The sequence below is a fragment of the Mesorhizobium sp. P2_E10 genome (assembly GCF_056404235.1).
This window is the reverse complement of the sequence record NZ_JBFUEK010000001.1, coordinates 106,002-127,727: the sequence shown is the minus strand read 5'-3', so window position 1 is coordinate 127,727 and position 21,726 is coordinate 106,002. Positions and strand designations below refer to the sequence as shown.

21 protein-coding genes and 1 pseudogene are annotated in these 21,726 nt (G+C 64.7%); 7 read left to right on the top strand and 15 right to left on the bottom strand.

Going from position 1 to position 21,726, the window contains the following annotated elements:
* Window positions 1–2 precede the first annotated feature (2 nt).
* The 12 genes and pseudogenes from AC1D0N_RS00690 to lepA form a co-directional block, all read right to left on the bottom strand.
* Window positions 3–2,171 carry a malate synthase G gene (locus tag AC1D0N_RS00690; RefSeq protein WP_477240386.1) on the bottom strand — a complete coding sequence of 723 codons (2,169 nt, stop codon included), beginning with the start codon at window positions 2,169–2,171 and terminating at the stop codon, window positions 3–5.
* A gap of 277 nt (window positions 2,172–2,448) precedes the next feature.
* Entirely contained in the window at window positions 2,449–4,476 is a 2,028-nt protein-coding gene (locus AC1D0N_RS00685; RefSeq protein WP_477240384.1) for a hydantoinase/oxoprolinase N-terminal domain-containing protein, read from the bottom strand.
* Between the two features lie 162 nt (window positions 4,477–4,638).
* A pseudogene (locus AC1D0N_RS00680) lies at window positions 4,639–5,003 on the bottom strand (endonuclease domain-containing protein).
* A gap of 115 nt (window positions 5,004–5,118) precedes the next feature.
* The gene (locus tag AC1D0N_RS00675) at window positions 5,119–5,421 is read right to left on the bottom strand and encodes a cupredoxin domain-containing protein (RefSeq protein WP_477240382.1); all 303 of its coding nucleotides are present in this window, start codon (window positions 5,419–5,421) and stop codon (window positions 5,119–5,121) included.
* Between the two features lie 59 nt (window positions 5,422–5,480).
* Entirely contained in the window at window positions 5,481–6,104 is a 624-nt protein-coding gene (locus tag AC1D0N_RS00670; RefSeq protein ID WP_477240380.1) for a CDGSH iron-sulfur domain-containing protein, read from the bottom strand.
* A gap of 176 nt (window positions 6,105–6,280) precedes the next feature.
* Window positions 6,281–6,652 carry a hypothetical protein gene (locus tag AC1D0N_RS00665; RefSeq protein ID WP_477240378.1) on the bottom strand — a complete coding sequence of 124 codons (372 nt, stop codon included), beginning with the start codon at window positions 6,650–6,652 and terminating at the stop codon, window positions 6,281–6,283.
* 335 nt (window positions 6,653–6,987) lie between these two features.
* Window positions 6,988–7,335: a hypothetical protein gene (locus tag AC1D0N_RS00660; protein WP_477240376.1), complete on the bottom strand. Its 348-nt coding sequence runs from the start codon at window positions 7,333–7,335 to the stop codon at window positions 6,988–6,990.
* A 322-nt stretch (window positions 7,336–7,657) separates the two neighbouring features.
* On the bottom strand, window positions 7,658–8,167 hold the full coding sequence (locus AC1D0N_RS00655) for a hypothetical protein (RefSeq protein ID WP_477240374.1): 510 nt from the start codon (window positions 8,165–8,167) through the stop codon (window positions 7,658–7,660).
* Window positions 8,168–8,171: 4 nt separating this feature from the next.
* The gene (locus AC1D0N_RS00650; protein WP_477240372.1) at window positions 8,172–8,684 is read right to left on the bottom strand and encodes a hypothetical protein; all 513 of its coding nucleotides are present in this window, start codon (window positions 8,682–8,684) and stop codon (window positions 8,172–8,174) included.
* Between the two features lie 116 nt (window positions 8,685–8,800).
* Window positions 8,801–9,310 carry a hypothetical protein gene (locus AC1D0N_RS00645; RefSeq protein ID WP_477240370.1) on the bottom strand — a complete coding sequence of 170 codons (510 nt, stop codon included), beginning with the start codon at window positions 9,308–9,310 and terminating at the stop codon, window positions 8,801–8,803.
* 15 nt (window positions 9,311–9,325) lie between these two features.
* A complete protein-coding gene (locus tag AC1D0N_RS00640; RefSeq protein ID WP_477240368.1) occupies window positions 9,326–9,838 on the bottom strand; it encodes a hypothetical protein in 513 nt (170 codons plus the stop codon).
* A gap of 397 nt (window positions 9,839–10,235) precedes the next feature.
* A complete protein-coding gene (gene lepA, locus AC1D0N_RS00635; protein WP_477240366.1) occupies window positions 10,236–12,041 on the bottom strand; it encodes a translation elongation factor 4 in 1,806 nt (601 codons plus the stop codon).
* A 158-nt stretch (window positions 12,042–12,199) separates the two neighbouring features.
* Between lepA and AC1D0N_RS00630 the strand changes: the two genes are divergently transcribed.
* From AC1D0N_RS00630 to msrA, 4 genes are all read left to right on the top strand, one after another.
* The gene (locus AC1D0N_RS00630) at window positions 12,200–12,571 is read left to right on the top strand and encodes an endonuclease domain-containing protein (RefSeq protein ID WP_477240364.1); all 372 of its coding nucleotides are present in this window, start codon (window positions 12,200–12,202) and stop codon (window positions 12,569–12,571) included.
* A gap of 254 nt (window positions 12,572–12,825) precedes the next feature.
* A complete protein-coding gene (locus AC1D0N_RS00625) occupies window positions 12,826–13,521 on the top strand; it encodes a DUF1223 domain-containing protein (protein ID WP_477240362.1) in 696 nt (231 codons plus the stop codon).
* 81 nt (window positions 13,522–13,602) lie between these two features.
* Window positions 13,603–13,923 (top strand): hypothetical protein, encoded by a 321-nt coding sequence (locus tag AC1D0N_RS00620; RefSeq protein ID WP_477240360.1) that lies wholly within the window; start codon window positions 13,603–13,605, stop codon window positions 13,921–13,923.
* Window positions 13,924–14,083: 160 nt separating this feature from the next.
* Window positions 14,084–14,815, top strand: a complete 732-nt coding sequence (msrA, locus tag AC1D0N_RS00615) for a peptide-methionine (S)-S-oxide reductase MsrA (RefSeq protein ID WP_477240357.1) — start codon at window positions 14,084–14,086, stop codon at window positions 14,813–14,815.
* Window positions 14,816–14,984: 169 nt separating this feature from the next.
* On the opposite strand, the gene AC1D0N_RS00610 is transcribed toward msrA, so the two are convergent.
* Window positions 14,985–15,989, bottom strand: coding sequence for a cytochrome d ubiquinol oxidase subunit II (locus AC1D0N_RS00610; RefSeq protein ID WP_477240355.1), 1,005 nt, complete (start codon window positions 15,987–15,989; stop codon window positions 14,985–14,987).
* A gap of 10 nt (window positions 15,990–15,999) precedes the next feature.
* Window positions 16,000–17,361, bottom strand: a complete 1,362-nt coding sequence (locus AC1D0N_RS00605; RefSeq protein WP_477240353.1) for a cytochrome ubiquinol oxidase subunit I — start codon at window positions 17,359–17,361, stop codon at window positions 16,000–16,002.
* Between the two features lie 243 nt (window positions 17,362–17,604).
* On the opposite strand from AC1D0N_RS00605, the gene AC1D0N_RS00600 reads away from it, so the two are divergent.
* Together AC1D0N_RS00600 and AC1D0N_RS00595 are read left to right on the top strand one after the other, a co-directional pair.
* Window positions 17,605–18,531, top strand: a complete 927-nt coding sequence (locus tag AC1D0N_RS00600; RefSeq protein ID WP_477240351.1) for an ABC transporter ATP-binding protein — start codon at window positions 17,605–17,607, stop codon at window positions 18,529–18,531.
* A complete protein-coding gene (locus AC1D0N_RS00595; RefSeq protein WP_477240349.1) occupies window positions 18,528–19,289 on the top strand; it encodes an ABC transporter permease in 762 nt (253 codons plus the stop codon). The genes AC1D0N_RS00600 and AC1D0N_RS00595 overlap by 4 nt, the downstream gene beginning before the upstream one ends.
* A 2-nt stretch (window positions 19,290–19,291) precedes the next feature.
* Here AC1D0N_RS00595 and AC1D0N_RS00590 read toward each other — a convergent pair whose 3' ends face one another.
* On the bottom strand, window positions 19,292–20,329 hold the full coding sequence (locus tag AC1D0N_RS00590; RefSeq protein ID WP_477241828.1) for a phosphatidylglycerol lysyltransferase domain-containing protein: 1,038 nt from the start codon (window positions 20,327–20,329) through the stop codon (window positions 19,292–19,294).
* A gap of 152 nt (window positions 20,330–20,481) precedes the next feature.
* Between AC1D0N_RS00590 and AC1D0N_RS00585 the strand changes: the two genes are divergently transcribed.
* Complete coding sequence (locus AC1D0N_RS00585) at window positions 20,482–21,630, top strand: flavin-containing monooxygenase (protein WP_477240347.1); 1,149 nt, start codon at window positions 20,482–20,484, stop codon at window positions 21,628–21,630.
* Window positions 21,631–21,726: the final 96 nt, after the last annotated feature.

Genomic DNA, 21,726 nt, shown 5'->3' with positions numbered 1-21,726 from the left:
CTTTATGGCTCGCGCGCCTTCAGCTCCAGCCGCCGCTTATGCAGCACCGGTTCGGTGTAGCCGTTGGGCTGGACGCTGCCCTTGAACACCAGGTCGCAGGCGGCCTGGAAGGCGACGGAGTTGTCGAAGTCGGGCGCCATCGGGCGGTAGTGCGGATCGCCGACATTCTGGCGGTCGACGATGGCCGCCATGCGCTGCAGCGAATCCATCACCTGGATGCGCGAGCAGACAGCGTGGCGCAGCCAGTTGGCGATGTGCTGCGAGGAAATACGCAGCGTGGCGCGATCCTCCATCAGGCCGACATCGTTGATGTCTGGCACTTTCGAGCAGCCGACGCCTTCCTCGATCCAGCGCACGACATAGCCCAGAATGCCTTGCGCGTTGTTGTCGAGCTCGCGCTGGATCTCGTCGGGCGTCCAGTTCGGACGCACCACCACCGGCACCGACAGGATGTCGTCGAGCTTGGCCTTGGGCCGGCTCTTCAGCGCCGCCTGCACGGCATGGACATCGACCTTGTGGTAGTGCGTGGCGTGCAGTGTCGCCGCCGTCGGCGATGGCACCCAGGCAGTGTTGGCGCCGGCCTTGGGATGGGCGATCTTCTGTTCCAGCATCGCCGCCATCAGATCGGGCATCGCCCACATGCCCTTGCCGATCTGGGCGTGGCCGGCCAGCCCGCATTCGAGCCCGGTGTCGACATTCCAGGCCTCGTAGGCGGAGATCCAGGCGGCCTGCTTCATGTCGCCCTTGCGCAGCATCGGGCCGGCTTCCATCGAGGTGTGGATCTCGTCGCCGGTGCGGTCGAGAAACCCGGTGTTGATGAACACGACGCGGTCTTGTGCCGCGCGGATCGCCTCCTTGAGGTTGACGGTGGTGCGCCGCTCCTCGTCCATAATGCCCATCTTGATGGTGTTCTTGGCCATGCCGAGCAGCGCCTCGACGCGATCGAAAATCTCGACGGCGAAGGCGACCTCTTCCGGCCCGTGCATCTTGGGCTTCACCACATACATCGAGCCGGCGCGGGAGTTCTTGCGGCGGCCGTTCGGACCGACATCGTGCAGCGCGATCAGCGCCGTCATCGCCGCATCCATGATGCCTTCCGGCACCTCGTTGCCGTCGCGGTCTGTGATCGCCGGATTGGTCATGAGGTGGCCGACATTCCTGACCAGCATCAGCGAGCGGCCGGGCAAGGTCAGCTGGCCGCCATTGGGCGCGGTGTAGGACCGGTCGGGATTGAGTTTGCGGGTAAAAGTCTTGCCCGCCTTGGTGATCTCTTCGGCCAGGTCGCCCTTCATCAGGCCGAGCCAGTTGCGGTAGACGACGACCTTGTCGTCGGCATCCACCGCGGCGACCGAATCCTCGCAGTCCTGGATGGTGGTGAGCGCCGATTCCAGCACGACATCGGCGATGCCTGCCGGATCGGTGCGGCCGATCTGGTTGGCGCGGTCGATTGATATTTCGATGTGCAGGCCGTTCTTGACCAGCAGGACGGCTTCAGGGTTTTCGGCATCGCCGCGATAGCCGGCAAACTGTTTGGGATCGGCCAGCGTGGTGCCGCCGGCACCGGAGCCGAGCCGCAAGGTGGCGCCCAAGACGGTAAGCCCGTTGACGCCGGCCCATTTGCCCAAAGTGAGCGGCACCGACTCGTCGAGAAAATTCTTGGCCCAGGCGACGACCTTGGCGCCGCGCGCCGGGTTGAAGCCCTTGCCCTTTTCGGCGCCGCCGCTCTCGGCAATGGCATCGGTGCCGTAGAGCGCATCATAGAGCGAACCCCAGCGCGCATTGGCGGCATTCAGCGCATAGCGCGCGTTCATCACCGGCACCACCAGCTGCGGCCCGGCGACGACAGCGATTTCCGGGTCGACATTGTCGGTCGAGACGGAGAAGGCTGGCCCTTCGGGGACGAGATAGCCGATCTCCCGGAGGAAGCTCTTGTAGACCTCCATGTCGACCGGCGCGCCATTGTCGCGGTACCAGCGGTCGATCTGTTCCTGGATGGCATCGCGTTTGGCGAGCAGCGCCCGGTTCTTCGGGGCGAGATCATGGACGATGGACGAGAAACCGCTCCAGAAAGCGTCGGCCGCAATGCCGGTGCCGGGCAGCGCTTCGTTGACGACAAAGTCATGAAGCGCGCGGGCAATCTGCAATCCGGCGATCTCGATGCGATCGGTCATCAGGGCTTCTCCAGATGAAAGGCTTTGCGGCCTTTGGCATGTCAGGGATGAAGGGTCAATTCAGCTTAGGGTGAAGGTGGGGATTTTGGGCGGTTGGCGAAGGCGGTGGCGACAGCGTCCTTCGCCCCGTTTACGGGGAGAAGATGGCGGCAGCCAGATGAGGGGCGGCGCGGCGTTTGTTGGATGCGCGGTACCGCGAAACCGCATTGGCTGGCGCTGCCCCTCATCCGCCCTTCGGGCACCTTCTCCCCGTGAAACGGGGAGAAGGAAGAGGCGCCTAAACCGCAATCCTCGGCCTTCCCGACGCCACCGCCACCACATGCGCCTCGATGAACATGCGCTGGGCTTCGACCGTCGAGACCTTGAATTCAGTCGCGATTTCAATTTCAGCGCTGTCGGTGCCGGCATCCTTGGCCCGTCGGGCGACGATGGCGCGGACATCGGCCTCAGCCGCTGCGATCGCTTTCCCCTCGTCGGTGAAATCGCGCACGGTTTCACCGGAGGCGACACGGAATAGCCCCTCCTTGGGCTGGCTGACCCGCGCCTCGGCCGACACCCTGACCTGGCCGACGACGGCGCCGAGCGCGTTGGCGACATCGGTGTCTTCGGGCACCACGCAGTCATTGCCGACCAGTTCGGCGAGGCCGGCATAATGCAGCGGCGCCGAGGCGCCGAGGCCGATGACCGGACGGTCGAGCGCGACGCTGAGGCGAGCAATGCCGGGATGCGAATCGACGGCGCGCTGCACCAGTGCGTGCGCGACGGTCGCCGCGCCATCCAGCCCATCCTCGGCAAAGGCGGTTTCGAGAATGACCTCCGCCGACCAGCGCGTCAGCGTCACCAGCACCCGCTCGGAAATGGCCTCCGGCGAAGCGGCAATGGATTGCCCGCGGCCGTCACGCTTGCGGGCGAACAGCTCGGCGCCGAGGCGCGCCGCGACCGGGTCCCAGTTGGCCTGCTTGCCCAGCACATGGGCGGCATCCGATGGCGTGAAGCCGGCGACATGCACCAGCCCACGCGACACAAGCCGGTTGAGCGTCGCGTTCTGGGCGTTGGAGATCAGCAATTTGTCGACGGCGAGCGGCACGGCGCCGATCAGCTCGTAGAGTTTTGCCTCGGCGCCGGTAAGACCCGCCGCCAGCCGGTCCGGCACGCCGGTGCGCACCGCCAGGCGGCCATCCATGCGGCCGGGGTTTGGCGCGCGCAGCTGGCGTTCAAGCTCCGACGTCACCGCCGCGCCATGCACCATGCCGGCCAGCGCCAGCGGCACCAGGCGGCGCGGGCCGAGCAGGATTTTTGGGTTGAGCGCGCCATCCTCCAGCGCCACTTCGGAATCGCCGCCGAGGCCAAATGTGCGCATGGCCACCGCCTCGACCATGGTGCGGAAGCCACCGACGGTGGCGCCTTCCGGATCGAGCCGCGGGCGACCGCCATCGAGCACGGCAACGTCGGTGGTGGTGCCGCCAATGTCGGAGACCACGGCATTGTCCAGCCCGGTCATGTGGCGGGCGCCGACGAGGCTGGCGGCCGGACCCGACAGAATGGTCTCGATCGGCCGTTGGCGGGCAAAGGCCGCCGAGACCAGCGCGCCGTCGCCGCGCACCACCATCAGGGGCGCGACGATCTTGCGGGCGTCCAAAAATCCTTCGGTCGCCGCCACCAGCCGGTCGATCATGGAGATCAGCCTGGCGTTGAGCAGCGTCGTCAGCGCCCGGCGCGGGCCGCCGAGCTTAGCCGACAGCTCGTGGCTGGCGGTGACCGGCAGGCCGGTCTTTTCGCGGATCAGGTCGCGGGCAGCGAGCTCATGCGCCGGATTGCGGGTGGCAAAATAGGCGCAGACGGCAAAGCCCGACACCGAGGCGCCGAGTTCCGGCAGGGCGGCCTCCAGCCCGGACAGATCGAGCGTGGCCGCATTGCCGTGGACGTCATGGCCGCCTGGGCAAAAAATCACCGGGTCGGTGCCGAGCGCCGCCTTCAGCCCGTCGCGGGCAAGGTCGCCTTCGGCAAAGCCGATCATCACCAGCGCGACGCGCCCGCCCTGGCCCTCGACCAGCGCGTTGGTGGCGAGCGTCGTCGACATGGACACCAGTTTTATCGCGGCCGGGTCGGTGCCGGCCTTCTGCAGCACCGCATCGACCGCGCCGGAGATGCCGACGGCGAGATCATGCCGCGTGGTCAGCGCCTTGGCCTTGGCCAGCACCTTGCCGTGCGGCCCCTCGGCTTCCGACCACAGCACCGCATCGGTGTAGGTGCCGCCGGTGTCGATGCCGAGGAACAGGGGAAGGGGTTTGGTCTTGGCGGTCATAAAGGCGGGTCCGGAGATTTTGCGTCCCCGCCCTTAGCCGATAGCGGCCTGGGGATAAAGGCGGGAGAGATGGGCCAAGGGAGGAGTTCGATCTCCCCCCTTGTGGGGAAGATGGCCGGCAGGCCAGAGGGGGGCGCGAAGGATCGCCCACTTTGCCACGACCTAAGGCGCCTCACCGACCCCAGCAGCAATCACGATATGCTGGCAGACATTGTCGATGTCGCGGAGGACGTCGTCGTTCCAGAAGCGCAGAACGGTCCAGCCATCCTGTTCCAGACGCCCTGTCCTTGCTTCATCGCCGGCGACGGCTTCCGCATGCTGGGAGCCGTCGACCTCAACGACGAGTTTCTTGTCCGACAGGCGAAGTCGACAATGTAGCCGGCGATCGGAAATTGCCGCCGGAAGCCAAGCCCCATCAACCGGTGCGCCCGAAGCTCGTTCCAGCGCTTCAGTTCGGCATCGGTCATGACCTTGCGCATCGATCTGGCGTTTGCGCGATGTTTTGGTGGCAATGGCGTGTGGGGCATTTCGATGCTCGGTGGTTGGGGAGGTCGGCGCTCTATGGCGCCCCCCTCTGTCCTGCCGGACATCTCCCCCACGAGGGGGAGATTGGCAGCTTCGGCCTCAGCGGAAGAGACCACGTTATTTCGCCGTGACCGTGCCCTTCATCGAGCTGTGGATCGCGCAATGGAACGGGTGGGCGCCGGCGGCTGCTATCTTGACCTTCGCGCTCTTGCCGGTGGCGAGATGGCCGGTGTCGAAGGAGCCGTCGAGCGCGGTGGCGGTGTGCGTCATGGAGTCGGCATTGGTGAAGGTGATTGTGTCGCCGACGGCGGCCGAGATTTTCGACGGGCTGAATTTCATGCCCTTGATCTGGACCGCATGATTGGCGGCGTAGGCGGGCATGGCAAAGGCAAGCAGTGCAAGAACGAGCATGGTGCGCATGATGGATTTCCTCCTGAGCGCTAGACCCTCATCCTACACTAACGCTGGCGCACGGCCTTTCATGCCACGAAGCCGATCTTTTTATGCGAATTGTCACAAAACGGCTTGTTGGCCGAGTGGCCGCAGCGGCAGAGGAAAACCCGGCGTGTGCGGTCGATGGTGTGGCCGGTGCCGGTGACGATTTCGACATTGCCTTCGAGCTTGAGCGAGCCGTTGGTCGTCGGCGTGATGGTGAGCGGGCCGTCCCTCGCCTCCAGCGCCGGCGTGTCCTTCAGCGGCGGCTCGCCGGTGGCGGCGAAGCCGGCCTTGATATGGCTGTTGTCGCAGAATGGCTTGTTTTGCGAGGCGCCGCAGCGGCAGAGCGTGGCGCGGTAGAAGGTCTCGCCGTTGAGCACGATCTCGGCATGCACGGCGAGCGGGCCGTTTTCGCGGAGCCGCACGGTGTTGACCACTGGCGGCCTTTCCTGCGGCCCGCCATCCTTGCGGACATAGGTGATGGCGCCGGAAGGGCAGCTTTCGGCGATGGCCACCACCTTTTCGACGCTGGCCGCATCGGGGTGGATCCACTCGCCGGGCGCGTTGGGCACGAAGACATGCGGATTGCCCAGCACGCAGTTGCGCGAATGGATGCAGCGTTTGCCGGAAAAGCCGACGTCGATCTTGTCGCTTTGAACCACTGCCATGGGTGAGCTCCTGTTTCTTCCTTCTCCCCTTGTGGGAGAAGGTGTCGCCGAAGGCGACGGATGAGGGGTGTTCCAGAGGACACCAACGCCTCATTCCCGTCCAGCACCCCTCATCCGTCTCGGCGCTGTGCGCCGATCCACCTTCTCCCACAGGGGGAGAAGGAAGGGGCTCCGCCTCACGGCGTCAGTTCGATTTCCTCGGTCTCGCCGCCATTGCAGGTGTAGCAGCAGTCGTCGCACTTTTCCTTGTTGCCGGGGCCGACGCCCCAATAGGTTTCCTCGTCGCCGTCGACCCAGGCGCCGTAGCAGATCGACTCGCCCTCGTCGCAGGACAGCGGGATCTGCTTGGTCTCGCCGTCGTCGAGATAGAAATCCTTGCCGTCGCCCGGCCAGACATAGTCGCGGTCCTGGCTGTAGAGCTCGACGCGCATGGCGTTGGGATGGCTGTTCTTGATGGCGAAGGTGATGTCGGCGGCGTGTGCGGCCGGCGCAAACAGCGCGGCAAGCGAGAGTGCGACGACGATGCGGCGCTTGGATGTGAAAGACATGAAACCCCCTGGATGAGAATCGGCCCCCGGCCGCTGGGGGAATCATTACATGATGTGCGGGAGGGCGGAAGGGGAATTGGGATAATCCCGGGGTGATTGGCGAAGGCAGCCGAGCGCGGAATCTCCCTCCTTGAGGGGGTTGAGGTGTGGTCCGCGTAGCGGACGGAAAGCCAACTGCTTGGCTTTCCGAACGACGAAAGCCGGCAGGCCAGAGGGGGTCGGTCCGACCGGGCTCGGCCTGCTGCGGCAGATGGAGGTTGGCGCTCCACGCGAAGCGACCCCTCTGTCGCCTCCGGCGACATCTCCCCCTCGAGGGGGGAGATTGGCGCCGCGCGCTACGGCACCAGATCGATCGTCTCCGTCGTCTTCTCCACGCAGATGAAGCAGCAATTGTCGCACGGCTGATCATTGTCCGGGCCGACGCCGGCGGAGACGCTGTCATCGCCGTTGACCCAGGCGCCGTAGCAGATGTTTTCGCCCGGATTGCAGGAGATCGGCACCGATTTCTGCGAATTCGGCTCGATCATGAACACCTGGTCGTCGCCCGGCCACACCGTCTTGCGGTCACGGCTGAACAGCTCGACCGCCACCGATTGCTGCCGCAGGTTCTTCACGAAGAAGGCCATGTCGGCGGCGTGGGCGGAGGTGGTGAGGAGAAGGGCGGCGAGGGTGAGGCGAATCATGATGGCGGTCTCGGAGGTGGGGAGACTAGAGCATGGGCGGAGAGCGGGCGCGACGGTCAAAGTTTGATATCGGCGGAGGCGGTCGAGCGGGTAATCTCCCCCCTCGAGGGGGAGATGTCGCCGTAGGCGACAGAGGGGGTCGCTGCGCGTGGAGCGCCGACCTTCTTCTGCAGCAGCAGGCCGAGCCCGGTCGGACCGCCCCCCTCTGACTTGGCGGACCCGGCCCTTCGCTGTCGCTCCGGGCGTTCGTCGTTTGGAAAGCCAAGCAGTTGGCTTTCCGTCCGCTACGCGGACCACTCCTCAACCCCCTCGAGGGGGGAGATTAGCGCGTCACCTCCACATGCGGCGCCAGTCGCTGGATCGCGGCAATGATGTCGGCGCCGCTCATGTCGAGCGAGGAGACCTCCATGTGCACGGTGTTCTGGCCGAAGGGCAGCATCAGGTTGAGCGCGTTGGCCAGCGCGAATTTGATTTCGTCGGGCGGCGCCTCGGTCAGTTCGAAATTGACCATCCCCGACCCCTTGCCGGAGGTGAGGCGCACGCTCTGCACCTTGTCCCAGGGCACCAGCACGTCGCCGAGGCGACGGTCGCGAAAGCCCTTTTCGTCGAGCACGACCTTGACCGAAGTGTCGAAGGCGCCGCGCGCGAGGAAATAGCCGAAGCCGAGGAAGCCAAGCGCCAGCATCGCCACCAGCAGCACCCGCCCGCCATCGGCGCCGGTGACCAGCCCCTTGAGCGTGTAGAAGCCGAAGATCGCCGCGAACAAAAGCGCCCCGAAGGCGGAAGACATCCTGCCGGTGGGACTGTTGCGGAGTTCGACGGGGGCGGACATGCGCTCACCGTTCAGCCTTCAATAGGGTCCAGATCCAGCCGATAAAGGTCAGCACCAGGAACGGATAGCCGGCGGCGGGCAAGGGCGAGGAGGTCGGTAGCAAGGGAGCGCCCCAGAGGATTATGCCCACCGACACGGCAAACAGAAAGGCGGCAACGAGGCCGGTGAGCCGCATCCACAGAGCGAAGGTTTTTGGCGCGCTGATCAGGACAAGGGCCGCCGCCCACAGCGAAATGCCGCCGACATAGGAGGGAACGCTGGCCTCGAGGCCTGCCGCATTGCCGGCCAGGAGCAGGCTCTCGCCGGCGACGAAGGTCAGGAACCCGGCGGCGACGCAATCATTGCCCAGCCGTTGATACTTCATCGTCAACAGGGCAGCCGCCACCACCAGCGCCACGCCGTCGATCGCCCACAGCGTTTCACGCAGTTCCGGGCTGGCCACAAAAGTGCCGGCAAGGCCAAAAGCGCCGCCAATGGCGAGGCCGATCGCGGCGACAATATCCAGAGTGGAGCGCATCGAGACCTCCCCCAAGCCGGGCGCAAGGATAGTTCAGGTTGGGAGGTTCTCCAAGCGGCGCGCGATGAGGAGGCGCCGGCGCTTCTTGCCTTCCCCCCTTGTGGGGAAGGGAAGACCTAGCCATTCACCGCCACATGCGGCGCCAGCCGCTTGATCGCCGCGATCATGTCGGGACCTGACATGTCGAGCGAGGAGACCTCCATGTGGACGATGTTCTTGCCGAAGGGCAGCAAGCGGCCAAGCATATTGGCCGGCGCGTATCTGATGGCGTCAGGAGGCGGCTCGGCTAGCTCGAAGCTGATCATCGCCGAGCCCTTGCCGGAGGTGAGGCGTACGCTGCGCACATTCTCCCAGGGCACCAGCACGTCGCCGCCGCGCCGGTCGCGAAAGCCTTCGGCATCGAACACCACCTGGACGCTGGTGTCGAACGCGCCGCGCGCGATGACCAGACCAAATCCCAGGCAGCCAAGCGCCAGCACCGCCACCAAAAGCACCCCACGGCCCGGCGCGCCTGACGCAAGCCCCATGAGCGCGAAGAAACCGAAGATCGCTGCAATCAGAAACGGCCCGATCGCGGGAAAGATCTTCCCGGTGGGGCTGTTGTGGATTTCGAGCGGCGCGGACATGGCGCGAGGGCTCACTCACCTCTCGGACTTCAGCAAGGTCCAGATCCAGCCGATGAAGGTCAGCACCAGGAACGGATAGCCGGCCGCGGGCAAGGGCGACGAGGTCGGAAGCAAGGGAGCGCCCCAGAGGATTTTGCTGACCGTCACGGCAAACAGAAGGGCGGCAATGAGGCCGGTGAGACGAATCCACAGAGCGAAAGTTTTTGGCGCGCTGATCAGGACCAGGGCCGCCGCCCACAGCGAGATGCCGCCGACATAGGAGGGAACGCTGGCCTCGAGGCCTGCCGCATTGCCGGCCAGAAGCAGGCTCTCGCCAGCGACGAAGGTCAGGAACCCGGCGGCGACGCCGTCATTGCCCAGCCGCTGATACTTCATGGTCAACAGCGCGGTTGCCACCACGAGGGCCACGCCGTCGATCGTCCACAGCGTTTCGCGCAGTTCCGCGCTGGCCACGAAGGTGCCGGCAAGGCCAAAAGCGCCACCAATGGCGAGGCCGATCGCGGCGACGGTGTCTGAAGTGGAGCGCATCGAAACCTCCCCCAAGTCGGGCTCAAGGATAGTCCAGGATGGGAGGTTCTCCAAGCGGCGCGATAAGGAGGGCGCCGGCGCTTCTTGCCTTCCCCCCTTGTGGGGGAAGGTGGATCGGCGCGCAGCGCCGAGACGGATGAGGGGTGCTGGACGGAATGAGACGGTGGGCTAGGTCGGCTAATCTTCGCAAACATCGATGATTGCCGAGGATTTGGGCGAGCCCCCGCCGGGGCCTGAAGACCACCCCGCGCCGCCGCCCGGCGAATAATATCCACCGTGCAGCTTCAGCGCCGCGCTGGCGGGGGGCCCGCTGCCTCCGGCAGCTCCCCCGCTTTCGAAGCCTGCCATCGATCCACCGGATCGATGGCTTGGCGCGCTCTGCGCGCCAACCGGCTTCTCAATCCCCCATCTTAAGCGCCTGGATAAACGCCTCCTGCGGGATATCCACCTTGCCGAACTGGCGCATCCGCTTCTTGCCCTCTTTCTGCTTGTCGAGCAGCTTGCGCTTGCGGCTCACGTCGCCGCCGTAGCATTTGGCAGTGACATCCTTGCGCAGCGCCGAGATGGTTTCGCGGGCGATGACCTTGCCGCCGATAGCGGCCTGGATCGGGATCTTGAACAGATGGTTCGGGATCAGCTCCTTCAGCTTCTCGCACATCTGGCGGCCGCGCTTTTCCGCCGCCGTGCGGTGGACCAGCATGGACAGCGCGTCGACCGGCTCCTCATTGACCAGGATCGACATCTTCACCAGGTCGCCTTCCTTGTAGTCGGTCAGATGATAGTCGAAAGAGGCGTAGCCCTTGGAGATCGATTTTAGGCGATCATAGAAGTCGAACACCACTTCGTTCAGCGGAAGATCGTAGGTCAGCATGGCACGCTTGCCGACATAGGACAGGTCGGCCTGGACGCCGCGCCGGTCCTGGCAGAGTTTCAGGATACCGCCGAGATAGTCGTCGGGCGTCAGGATGGTGGCGCGGATCCACGGCTCCTCGATGGCTGATATCTTGACCACGTCGGGCATGTCGGCGGGGTTGTGCAGTTCCTTCATCGAGCCGTCGGTGAGCAGCAGCCGGTAGACGACGCTGGGCGCGGTGGCGATGAGGTCGAGGTTGAACTCGCGCTCCAGCCGCTCCTGGATGATTTCCAGATGCAGCAGGCCAAGGAAGCCGCAGCGATAGCCAAAGCCGAGCGCAGCACTGGTTTCCATTTCATAGGAGAAGCTGGCGTCGTTGAGGCGCAGCTTGCCGACTGCGGCGCGCAGATCCTCGAAATCGGCGGCGTCGACCGGGAACAGGCCGCAGAACACCACCGGCTGCGCCGGCTTGAAACCGGGCAGCGCCTTTGATGTCTGGCGCTTGTCCTCGGTGATGGTGTCGCCGACGCGGGTGTCGGCAACTTCCTTGATCGAGCCGGTGAAGAAGCCGAACTCGCCGGGGCCGAGCTCGTCGACATTGATGCGGGCGGGCGTGAAGACGCCGGTGCGCTCGACCAGGTGCTTGGCGCCGGTGCCCATCATGCGGATGGTCTGGCCCTTCTTCAAAACGCCGTCGATGACGCGGACCAGGACGATGACGCCGAGATAGGCGTCGTACCAGGAGTCGACCAGCATGGCCTTGAGCGGCGCGGTGGCATCGCCTTCGCGCGGCGGCGGCAATTGGTTGACGATGGCTTCGAGCACATCGGGAATGCCGAGGCCTGTTTTGGCCGAGATCAGCACGGCATTGGAAGCGTCGATGCCGATCACCTCCTCGACCTGCTCGCGGATGCGCTCCGGCTCGGCGGCCGGCAGGTCGACCTTGTTCAGCACCACGACGATCTCGTGGTTGTTGTCGATGGCCTGGTAGACATTGGCCAGCGTCTGCGCCTCGACCCCTTGAGAGGCGTCGACGACCAGCAGCGAACCCTCGCAGGCGGCGAGCGACCGCGACACTTCATAGGCGAAGTCGACATGGCCGGGGGTGTCGATCAAATTGAGGATATAATCCTCGCCATTGTTGGCGCGGTATTTCAGCCGCACGGTCTGCGCCTTGATGGTGATGCCGCGCTCGCGCTCGATGTCCATCGAGTCCAGCACCTGCTCCTTCATGTCGCGCAGCTCCAGCCCGCCGGTGGACTGGATCAGCCGGTCGGCAAGCGTGGATTTGCCATGGTCGATATGGGCGACGATGGAGAAATTGCGGATGTGGTCGAGGGGCGTGCTCATGTCGCGCGCTTTAGCAGGGGCAGGGTTGAGGGGCAAGCGGTGCGGGGTGCCGACGCCTCTTGCCTTCTCCCCTTGTGGGAGAAGGTGGATCGGCGCGCAGCGCCGAGACGGATGAGGGGTGTTGGAAGGAATGAGGCGGCTGGTTAGTCTAACACACCATGCCGCATCAACCCGTCCCTCCCGCCAAACGCAGCTTTGCCCGTGTGCTCAGGCGCGAGATGACGGAGGCAGAAGGCAAGCTATGGAGTGAACTGCGCGACCGCAGGCTCGACCAGATCAAATTCCGGCGCCAGGTGCCTGTCGGTAAATACGTCGCCGATTTCGTCTGCCTCGAAGCTGGCTTGATCATCGAGATCGATGGCAGCCAGCATGCGGACTCAGATTCAGACCAGGCCCGCGGAGCTGAGCTAAAGGCGAGAGGCTTTCGCGTGTTGCGCTTCTGGAATGACGATGTCCTGAAAGACTTGAACTCGGTTTGCGACACGATCATCGCCTATGTACGCGATGTGAACTTGCAGCCGTGGCGGTAATGGCTCCTCTTTCCCTTCTCCCCTTGTGGGAGAAGGTGTCGCCGCAGGCGACGGATGAGGGGTGCTCCAGCTTGGTAGCGACAGCACTCCGTCGAACACCCCTCATCCGTCTCGGCGCTACGCGCCGATCCACCTTCTCCCACAAGGGGCGAAGGGAAGAAGCGTCGGCGCCGCAATCACAAACCAGTGAACGATGTAACGAAGCCTCTGCCGGCGGCGAAGTGGGAGATGAACCCCGCCGCAGGAGACCCCCAATGTCCGGATCGAACAACAAGCGCAGCGCGCTGCTGGCTGCCCTGATGGCGCTTACTGCTACGGGTGCTGCGGCTGCCCAGCCGCTGACCGTGGTTGAATTGTTCACCAGCCAGGGCTGCTCGTCCTGCCCGCCGGCCAATGCCAATCTGATCAAGGTCAAGGACCAGCCGAACGTGCTGGCGCTGTCGTTCAACGTTACCTACTGGGACTATCTCGGCTGGAAGGACACGTTTGGCAAACAGGAATTCACCCAGCGCCAGGTCAGCTACGAGCCGGCGCTCGGCCGCTCCGGCCCGTTCACGCCGCAAGTGGTGGTCAATGGCGATGCCGATGCGGTGGGTGCGGCACCTGGCGAAATCGAGCGGCTGATTTCCAGCAGCGGCCGCACCGAGGGACCGTCGCTGTCGCTTGATGGCGGGAGAATAAACATCGGCGCCGGCTCAGTGCCCGGCGGCAAGGCGGATGTCTGGCTGGTTCGCTACAAGGACGGCGTCGTCGAGGTGCCGGTGGCGCGCGGCGAAAACACCGGGCGCACGCTGCCGCACGCCAATGTCGTGCATGCGCTGCAAAGAATCGGCAGCTGGAGCGGCGATGCCACGTCGCTGCCGCTGCCGGCGGCGTCTGGTGGGCTCAGCACCGCGGTGCTGGTGCAGACGCCGGGCGGCGGACCGATCCTGGCCGCCGCCACCAACTAATTTCCAAGATTTGCGCAACGCCGCATGAGCGGCGCCGCACTGTCGGCCGCATCCGCGCGCCACCAACCCAAGGAGACTTCCATGACCAATCTTTCTCGCCTGACGCTGCCGGCTCTGGCCCTGGCGCTGTGCTCGACGGCGCTGTTTGCCGGCGGCATCGCCCGCGCTGAAGATGCCATGAAGCCAGCCATGGCCACCGACGCCATGAAGCCGGCAACGGACGCCATGAAGCCGGCGACCGATGCCATGAAACCCGCCACGGATGCGATGAAGCCTGTCGATCCGATGGCGACCAATGCCATGAAGCCGGTCGACCCGATGGCCACCGATGCGATGAAGCCGGCAACGGATGCGATGAAACCCGCGATGGGAGCGACCGACGCCATGGCTCCGGCCAAATAGGCTCGGTTCGCTTCCGGCCGCCCCTGGCCATGGCCGTTCCCGGTCCAGGTCAGGGACGGTCCCTTCTGTCGGCGATGCGCTGCGCCAGATGCGCACAGCAATGTGAAACGGCGACGTACCTATATATCGTACAATCAAACTCCAACTTGGGAGATCAGACATGACCGGCATTGCAAAGACGAGAACGCCGTGCTTCGCCAAGGGCGCGCTCGCCGCCCTCATCCTGGCGGCGGCGGGTGCGGCCTTCTGGCAGAGCCCGGCCGTCTCGGCCGAGGACGCGGTGGTGATCCCGCCGCCGGCGGTGGACGAGAAGGCGGCCAGCGGCACCGAGAAGGCGATCTTCGCCGGCGGCTGCTTCTGGGGCGTGCAAGGCGTGTTCCAGCACGTCAAGGGCGTGACCAAGGCGGTCTCGGGCTATACTGGCGGCGACAAGGACACCGCCGTCTACGAGACCGTCGGCAGCGGCCGCACCGGCCACGCCGAATCCGTCGAGATCACCTACGAGCCGTCCAAGGTCACCTACGGCCAGCTGCTGCAGGTGTATTTCTCGGTGGCGCACAACCCGACGCAATTGAACTATCAGGGCCCCGACAGCGGCACCCAGTACCGCTCGACGATCTTTGCCGAAAGCGACGCGCAAAAGAAGATCGCGCAGAGCTACATCGCCCAGCTCGACCAGGCCAAGGTGTTCGCCAAGCCGATCGTCACCACGCTGGAGACCGGCAAGACCTTCTACCCCGCCGAGGACTATCACCAGGACTTTCTGACGCTGAACCCGACCTACCCCTACATCGTCTACAACGACCTGCCCAAGGTGGCGAATTTGAAGGCGCTGTTCCCGGCGCTGTACAGCGACAAGCCGGTGTTGGTGCTGGCGGCGAACAAGAGCTGAGTGCTGGTAATCTCCCCCCTCGAGGGGGAGATGTCGCCGAAGGCGACAGAGGGGGTCGGTCCGACCGGGCTCGACCTCCTGCGGCAGAAGAAGGTTGGCGCCCCACGCGCGGCGACCCCCTCTGGCCGCTCTGCGGCCATCTCCCCCTCAAGGGGGGAGATTACGCCCCTCAATCATACGTCAAATCCGTCGCCTTCCCCCCGAACACCCGGTAGGCGTAGAACGAATAGAAGATGATGACCGGCAGCACGACGACCGTGCCGGCGAGGATGATGGCGAGGCTTTCGGGGGCCGAGGCAGCCTGCCAGATGGTCAGTTTGTCCGGCACCACGAACGGGTAGAACGACCAGGCCAGGCCGGCAAAGCCGAGCGTAAAAATGGCGGCCAGCGTCAGGAACGGCGTCAGCGCATGGCGGTCGTCGGGCTTGGGCAGATGAAAAGTCTGGCGCCAAAGCCAGGCGAACAGCAGGGCCGAGAAGATCGGCAGCGGCGACAGATAGAGCATTTGCGGCCAGACGAACCATTTGGCGAAGATGCGCGGGCTGGCGAAGGGCGTCGCCAGCGACACTGCGGCCATGCCGAGTGCGGCCAGCACCAGCGCCGTGCGCAGCCACAGCACTGCCTTCTTCTGCAACTCGCCCTCGGTCTTGTAGATCAGCCAGGCGGCGCCCATCGCGCAGTAGGCGGCGGCGAGGCAGAACGCCACCAGCGCGCCAAAGGCCATGCCGCCAAGGCCGACATCGAGGCCAAGCACATAGACGCCGAGCATATAGCCCTGCGCCAGCGAGGCGATGATCGAACCCAGGAAGAAGATGCGATTCCAGCGCTGCTTCTTGCCGGCCGGCACCTTGGCGCGAAAATCGAACGCGACGCCACGCAGGATCAAGCCCACCAGCAGCACGAAGACCGGAATGTAAAGCGCGGTGAGGATGGTGCCATGCGCCATCGGGAAGGCGACCAGCAGCAGGCCGACAGCCAGCACCAGCCAGGTCTCGTTGGCATCCCAGAACGGGCCGATGGCGGCGATCATCGTATCCTGCTCGGCGTCCTCGGCGGCGGCAAAGAGAATGCCTATGCCGAGGTCAAAACCGTCGAGGATGACGTAGATCAGGATGGCGAGGCCCATCAGCCCGGCGAAGATGAGGGGGAGCGCGGTTGGCCAGTCGATTGTCATCTTTTTCTCCTCACTCACCAGCCGCTGGCTGCGACAAGGCTGCGCTTCTGACACCCGGCAGTGGCGAGTTGTCGCCGTCCTTGGCCGCCTTCAGCGCCAGGTGCACCAGCACGCCGAGATAGGCGATCAGCAGCAGCACGTAGAGGATGAGATAGACGGCAAGCGTGAAGGCGACATGGCTGCCGGCGACCGGGCCGACGGCGTCGGCGGTCTTCAGCACCCCGGTGACCAGCCAGGGCTGGCGGCCGATCTCGGTGGTGTACCAGCCGGCCAGCGTCGCCAGCCAGCCGGACAGCGCCATGGGCACCATCAGCATGGCCAGCGGCTTGGGCAGGCTGTGGCGGCGCTTGAGGAAGAAGGCGGCCGACCAGGAGACGATGAGCATCAGAATGCCGGTGCCGACCATGATGCGAAAGCCCCAGAACACCGGGAAGACCGGCGGATGGAGACCGGGATAGTCGTTCAGCCCCGGCACGACGCCGCTGGTCGAGTGCCTGAGCACAAGGCTGGCGCCGTCGGGGATGGCGATCTCGAATTTGTTCTCTTTCGTGGCCTCGTCGGGAAGCGCGAACAGCACCAGCGGCACGTTGGGGCCGGTGTTCCAGTTGGCCTCCATGGCGGCGATCTTCTGTGGCTGATGCTCCAGCGTGTTGAGCCCATGCTGGTCACCGGCGAAGATCTGGATGGGGATCAGGATGGTGGCGGTGAAGACGCCAGTGCGCAGCGCCTTCCACATCGATTCCGAACGGTCGCCAGTGAGATAGCGCAGCGCCGACAGGCCGGCGATCAGGAAGGACACCGTCAGGCCGGAGGCGAGCAGCATATGGACGAGGCGGTAGGGCATGGACGGGTTGAAGACGATCGCCCACCAGTCGACGGCATGTGCGACGCCGTCACGCATCTCGAAGCCGGCCGGCGTCTGCATCCAGGAGTTCAGTGCGATGATCCAGAAGGCGGAGACTGTGGTGCCGCCGGCGACCAGCACGGTGGCCAACGTGTGGACACGGTTGGAGACGCGGCGGAAGCCGAACAGCATGATGCCGAGGAAGGCCGCTTCGAGGAAGAAGGCGGTGAGGATCTCGTAGGCGAGCAGCGGCCCGGCGATGTTGCCGACGGTCTGCATGTAGCCCGGCCAGTTGGTGCCGAACTGGAAGCTCATGGTGACGCCAGTGACGACACCCATGGCAAAGGACAGCGCGAACACTTTTACCCAGGTGAAATAGGCGCGCATCCAGGCGGAATCGCCTGTCGCGTTATAGCGCAGCTTGAAGAACAAGAGCACCCAGCCAAGCGCAATGGTGATCGTCGGAAACAGGATGTGGAACGAGATGTTCGCGCCGAACTGGATGCGCGACAGGATGAGCGGGTCCATGGCGGGCTCCGGCTGCTGCTTATCCCTTGAGAATAGGCGCGAAGCGCGGTCCGGTCAAAGCGGCGTGGCGTCACGCGGGGCGCGTTGTCGCAGCACTTTGGCCGAAAGCGTCAGCACCCGGACAAGCGGCATGGGCGCAACGTTTGTCTCCATTTGTCAGGAGCGGCATTGACTTCCCGCCGCGCGCACCGACATTCAACGCAATAATAATCCCCACACCTTTGAAGCAGCCGTATTTCAGCCATGCCATCGATCATTTCCATTTCCGGGGTCACCAAGACCTATGCCACCGGCTTCAAGGCACTCAAGGAGATCAACCTCGACATCGAGCGCGGCGAGATCTTTGCACTGCTCGGGCCGAACGGCGCCGGCAAGACGACGCTGATCTCGATCGTCTGCGGCATCGTCAACCGCTCGTCCGGCACCGTCACGGTGGACGGCCATGACATCGGCAAGGACTATCGCGCCGCGCGCAGCCTGATCGGGCTGGTTCCGCAGGAACTGACCATCGACGCTTTCGAGAGCGTGTGGGCAACGGTCAACTACAGCCGCGGCCTGTTCGGCAAGCCGGCTAACCATGCCTTCGTCGAGAAGGTGCTGCGCGACCTGTCGCTATGGGACAAGAAGGACGCCAAGGCGATCACGCTGTCGGGCGGCATGAAGCGGCGGCTGATGATCGCCAAGGCGCTGTCGCACGAGCCGCGCGTGCTGTTTCTTGACGAACCGACGGCCGGCGTCGACGTCGAATTGCGCCAGGACATGTGGGAGATGGTGCGGCGGCTGCGCGAGGACGGCGTCACCATCATCCTGACGACGCACTATATCGAAGAGGCCGAAGCGATGGCCGACCGCGTCGGCGTCATCAACCGCGGCGAGATCATCCTGGTCGAGGACAAGGCCGAATTGATGCGCAAGCTCGGCCGCAAGCAGCTGATGCTGGAACTGCGCCGCCCGCTCGCCACCGTCCCGGAGGCCTTGTCGCGCTATGCGCTGGAGCTGTCGCCCGACGGCGGAAAACTGACCTACACTTATGACGACCAGGCCGAGCGGCCGGGCGTCGCCTCGCTGATCCGCGACCTCGAGGCATCAGGTATCCAGTTTCGCGATCTCGACACGCAAAACAGCTCGCTGGAGGAGATCTTCGTCAATCTCTTGAGGCAAGAGCCATGAACCTGCGTGCGGTATGGGCAATCTATCGGACGGAAATGGCGCGCACGGGGCGTACCCTGCTGCAGAGCGTCATTTCGCCGGTCATTTCGACATCGCTCTATTTCGTCGTCTTCGGCTCGGCCATCGGGTCGCGCATCACCGAGATCGACGGCATCAGCTACGGCGCCTTCATCGTGCCGGGGCTGATCATGCTGTCGCTGCTGACGCAGTCGATCTCCAACGCCTCCTTCGCCATCTATTTCCCGAAATTCGTCGGCTCGATCTACGAGCTGCTGTCGGCGCCTGTCTCCTACCTCGAGATCGTCATCGCCTATGTCGGCGGTGCGGCGACCAAGTCGATCGTGCTTGGGCTGATCATCCTGGCGACGGCGTCGCTGTTCGTGCCGCTCACCATCCTGCATCCGTTCTGGATGCTCGCCTTCCTTGTCTTGACGGCGGTGACCTTCAGTCTGTTCGGCTTCATCATCGGCATCTGGGCGAAAAGCTTCGAGCAATTGCAGCTGGTGCCGCTGTTGATCATCACGCCGCTGACCTTCCTTGGCGGCAGTTTTTATTCGATCAACATGCTGCCCGGCATCTGGCGCACGGTGACGCTGTTCAACCCGGTCGTCTATCTGATCAGCGGGTTCCGCTGGAGCTTCTACGGCAAGTCCGACGTCTCTGTCGGCATCAGCCTCGGCATGACCGTCGTCTTCCTGCTGGTCTGCATCACCATCGTCGCCTGGATCTTCAGGACCGGTTATCGGCTGCGGAACTGACCTCAGATGGCCTTGACCAGCCGCAGCAGCCCCAGCATCTCGACATAGGTCCCCTTGCGGAAGGCGATGTAGACCGGCTCCTCGACGCCGTGGTAGCGGCGCTTGAAGGCGGCCTGTCCCTGCAGGTTGAACCTGCGGCGGTTGACCCAGGGCGAATCATAGGCGCGCCGGAAGGCATTGCGCCAGAAATCGCTTTCGACAAATCCGCTCGGCTCGATGTCGACCATCGGCGACAGGCCAAGCGTGACGACCGAGATGCCCTCTTCGCGAAAACGGTCGACGGCGAATTTGGTCAGGCCGATTTCGGCATGCGGCGAGGCATCGATATGCTTGCGCTTGAAGGCGGTGGTGTAGCCGATGACCTTGCCGTCGCGAAATAGCGGATCGAAGTCGAGCAAAGCGACAAGCTCGCCCTGCGGACCGTGCAGGATGAAGCGGCGCATGTCGACGCCAAGATGATCGGCGAAAGGGCGGTTGAGAAAGCCCATCTCCCAGCGCTTGACGATGCGGTCGCCGCGCCAATTCTCGGAAAGCCGGGCGATCTCATCGAGGAAAATGGTCCGCTTGTCCTCGGCAAAGGAAAAGCCCTTTTTCGACAGCCAGCGTTCGGAGTAGCGGACGGTTTCGTTGCGCTTTCCGGAAAAATCGTGATCGGGCAGGACGAGCCTGGAGTCGATGCCGAAGCGATTGACCTGATAGCCTAGCCCTGCGAGCACGCGGGCGGTTTCCGCGCCGATCTGCACGAACCAGGGGTCACCGGCGGCTTCGACAAAACGCTTGATGTAGTCGGGTCGGTCGGCTGGATGCGCCACCGGATCGCCGAGAGCGAAGTGGTGCTTCATCTTGGTGCCGAAGGCGATGTAGCCATCGGCATCGCCGAAATAGGACAATTTTTGCTGCACGGCGGTCGAATAGGCGAGCGAGAAATCACCATGCCGGCGGACCAGTGCCAGGCGCTCGACATGGCTCAGCTCCTGGCGCGCAACCCTGGGCGCGGCGCCTTCAAGAAGTCTGTCGAAATAGATGCGCAACGAGGGCATGGTCGAGCTTTCGCGTGCCTTGGGGTATGGAGGCCAGCCCACGGCCTCGAATCAGTCGTATTGACGCGACCTGATTATCGATCATATCGCGCAAGTGCCATATAGGACGCACTCGGCGCCCTGCGGCGCACCTGGAAGGGAATCTCGGCGGAATGGCGGCAACGACAAACGAAGCGGTGCCGGATGGACCAGTGATCGTCATCGGCGCCGGCGCGGCCGGGCTGGCTGCGGCCGACGCGCTGGGCAGGCTCGGCGTGCCTGCCGTGGTGCTGGAGAAAGAGATGCGGCTCGCCGAGCCGTGGCGGCGGCGGCACGAGCGGCTGCATCTGAACACGCACCGGGCGCTGTCGGCGCTGCCGGGGCTTTCCTATCCGCCGCGCACCGGCGCCTTCCCGCACAAGGATGTCATCGTCAACCATCTCGAGGACTTTGCCCGCGAGCGCGGCCTTGCGGTCGAGTTTGGCGTGGCGGTCGACCGCATCGCGCGCGATGGCCAAGGCTGGCTGGTGCACACCAGCGCGGGTCCGCGCAGCGCCGCCCATGTGATCGTCGCCACCGGCCGCGACCGCCTGCCTTGGATGCCGGACTGGCCGGGGGCTGCAGCTTTCCGGGGCAAACTCATCCACGCCGCCGATTTCGGCACGGCGGAAGACTATTCGGGCAAAAGCGTGCTGGTGATCGGGGCCGGAAATTCCGGCTTCGACGTGCTCAACCATCTCTCAGGCGTCGACACCAAACATGTCTGGCTGTCGGCGAGGCACGGCCCGTCGCTGCTGCCGAAGCGGATCGGCAGCGTCGCCGTGCACCGCTTCGCCGGCTTCATGGCGCAGCTGCCGACGCCCATCGTCGACAGGATGATCTCGGCGACGCAGCGGCTGGTCTTCGGCGATCTCTCGCGCTTCGGCCTGCCGCCGGCGCCAAGGGGCGGCGCCAGCCGGCTCGGCGCCGAGCAGATCGCCATTGCCGTCGATGACGGCGCCGTCGCCGCGCTCAAGGCCGGCCGTATCACAGTGGCGGCGCCGGTGGCGAGCTTCGATGGCGCGGCTGTCCGGCTGAGTGACGGCACGATCATCGAGCCGGACGTGGTGATCGCGGGGACCGGCTACCGCACCGGGCTCGAAACCATGGTCGGCGATCTCGGTGTGCTCGACCAAAAAGGCGTGCCGAAAGCCAATGGCGGCACGCCGAGCGGCCAGCCCGGCCTGTGGTTCATCGGCATGCGGCCGAGCCTGACCAGCTACTTCCACAGCGCCGGCCTGCAGGCCCGCGAGATTGCGAGGCAGATTGCCAGGGGTTCGTAGACCCCTTCTGGGGGAAAACCGCAGCGCACTTAGCCTTGGCGATTGGCTGGAGCCTCTCAGCTTCGTCATCTACGGGCGGAGCAAGGAGCGCAGCGA

Bases quoted from the DNA above. Each gene is read 5' to 3' on its own strand.
- AC1D0N_RS00625 (WP_477240362.1), top strand. From the start codon at position 12,826: ATGTCCGGATCGAACAACAAGCGCAGCGCGCTGCTGGCTGCCCTGATG.
- AC1D0N_RS00620 (WP_477240360.1), top strand. From the start codon at position 13,603: ATGACCAATCTTTCTCGCCTGACGCTGCCGGCTCTGGCCCTGGCGCTG.
- AC1D0N_RS00605 (WP_477240353.1), bottom strand. From the start codon at position 17,361: ATGGACCCGCTCATCCTGTCGCGCATCCAGTTCGGCGCGAACATCTCG.
- AC1D0N_RS00640 (WP_477240368.1), bottom strand. From the start codon at position 9,838: ATGCGCTCCACTTCAGACACCGTCGCCGCGATCGGCCTCGCCATTGGT.
- AC1D0N_RS00655 (WP_477240374.1), bottom strand. From the start codon at position 8,167: ATGTCCGCCCCCGTCGAACTCCGCAACAGTCCCACCGGCAGGATGTCT.
- AC1D0N_RS00585 (WP_477240347.1), top strand. From the start codon at position 20,482: ATGGCGGCAACGACAAACGAAGCGGTGCCGGATGGACCAGTGATCGTC.
- AC1D0N_RS00690 (WP_477240386.1), bottom strand. From the start codon at position 2,171: ATGACCGATCGCATCGAGATCGCCGGATTGCAGATTGCCCGCGCGCTT.
- AC1D0N_RS00660 (WP_477240376.1), bottom strand. From the start codon at position 7,335: ATGATTCGCCTCACCCTCGCCGCCCTTCTCCTCACCACCTCCGCCCAC.
- AC1D0N_RS00670 (WP_477240380.1), bottom strand. From the start codon at position 6,104: ATGGCAGTGGTTCAAAGCGACAAGATCGACGTCGGCTTTTCCGGCAAA.
- AC1D0N_RS00610 (WP_477240355.1), bottom strand. From the start codon at position 15,989: ATGACAATCGACTGGCCAACCGCGCTCCCCCTCATCTTCGCCGGGCTG.
- AC1D0N_RS00630 (WP_477240364.1), top strand. From the start codon at position 12,200: ATGCCGCATCAACCCGTCCCTCCCGCCAAACGCAGCTTTGCCCGTGTG.
- msrA (WP_477240357.1), top strand. From the start codon at position 14,084: ATGACCGGCATTGCAAAGACGAGAACGCCGTGCTTCGCCAAGGGCGCG.
- lepA (WP_477240366.1), bottom strand. From the start codon at position 12,041: ATGAGCACGCCCCTCGACCACATCCGCAATTTCTCCATCGTCGCCCAT.
- AC1D0N_RS00650 (WP_477240372.1), bottom strand. From the start codon at position 8,684: ATGCGCTCCACTCTGGATATTGTCGCCGCGATCGGCCTCGCCATTGGC.
- AC1D0N_RS00600 (WP_477240351.1), top strand. From the start codon at position 17,605: ATGCCATCGATCATTTCCATTTCCGGGGTCACCAAGACCTATGCCACC.
- AC1D0N_RS00665 (WP_477240378.1), bottom strand. From the start codon at position 6,652: ATGTCTTTCACATCCAAGCGCCGCATCGTCGTCGCACTCTCGCTTGCC.
- AC1D0N_RS00675 (WP_477240382.1), bottom strand. From the start codon at position 5,421: ATGCGCACCATGCTCGTTCTTGCACTGCTTGCCTTTGCCATGCCCGCC.
- AC1D0N_RS00595 (WP_477240349.1), top strand. From the start codon at position 18,528: ATGAACCTGCGTGCGGTATGGGCAATCTATCGGACGGAAATGGCGCGC.
- AC1D0N_RS00645 (WP_477240370.1), bottom strand. From the start codon at position 9,310: ATGTCCGCGCCGCTCGAAATCCACAACAGCCCCACCGGGAAGATCTTT.
- AC1D0N_RS00685 (WP_477240384.1), bottom strand. From the start codon at position 4,476: ATGACCGCCAAGACCAAACCCCTTCCCCTGTTCCTCGGCATCGACACC.
- AC1D0N_RS00590 (WP_477241828.1), bottom strand. From the start codon at position 20,329: ATGCCCTCGTTGCGCATCTATTTCGACAGACTTCTTGAAGGCGCCGCG.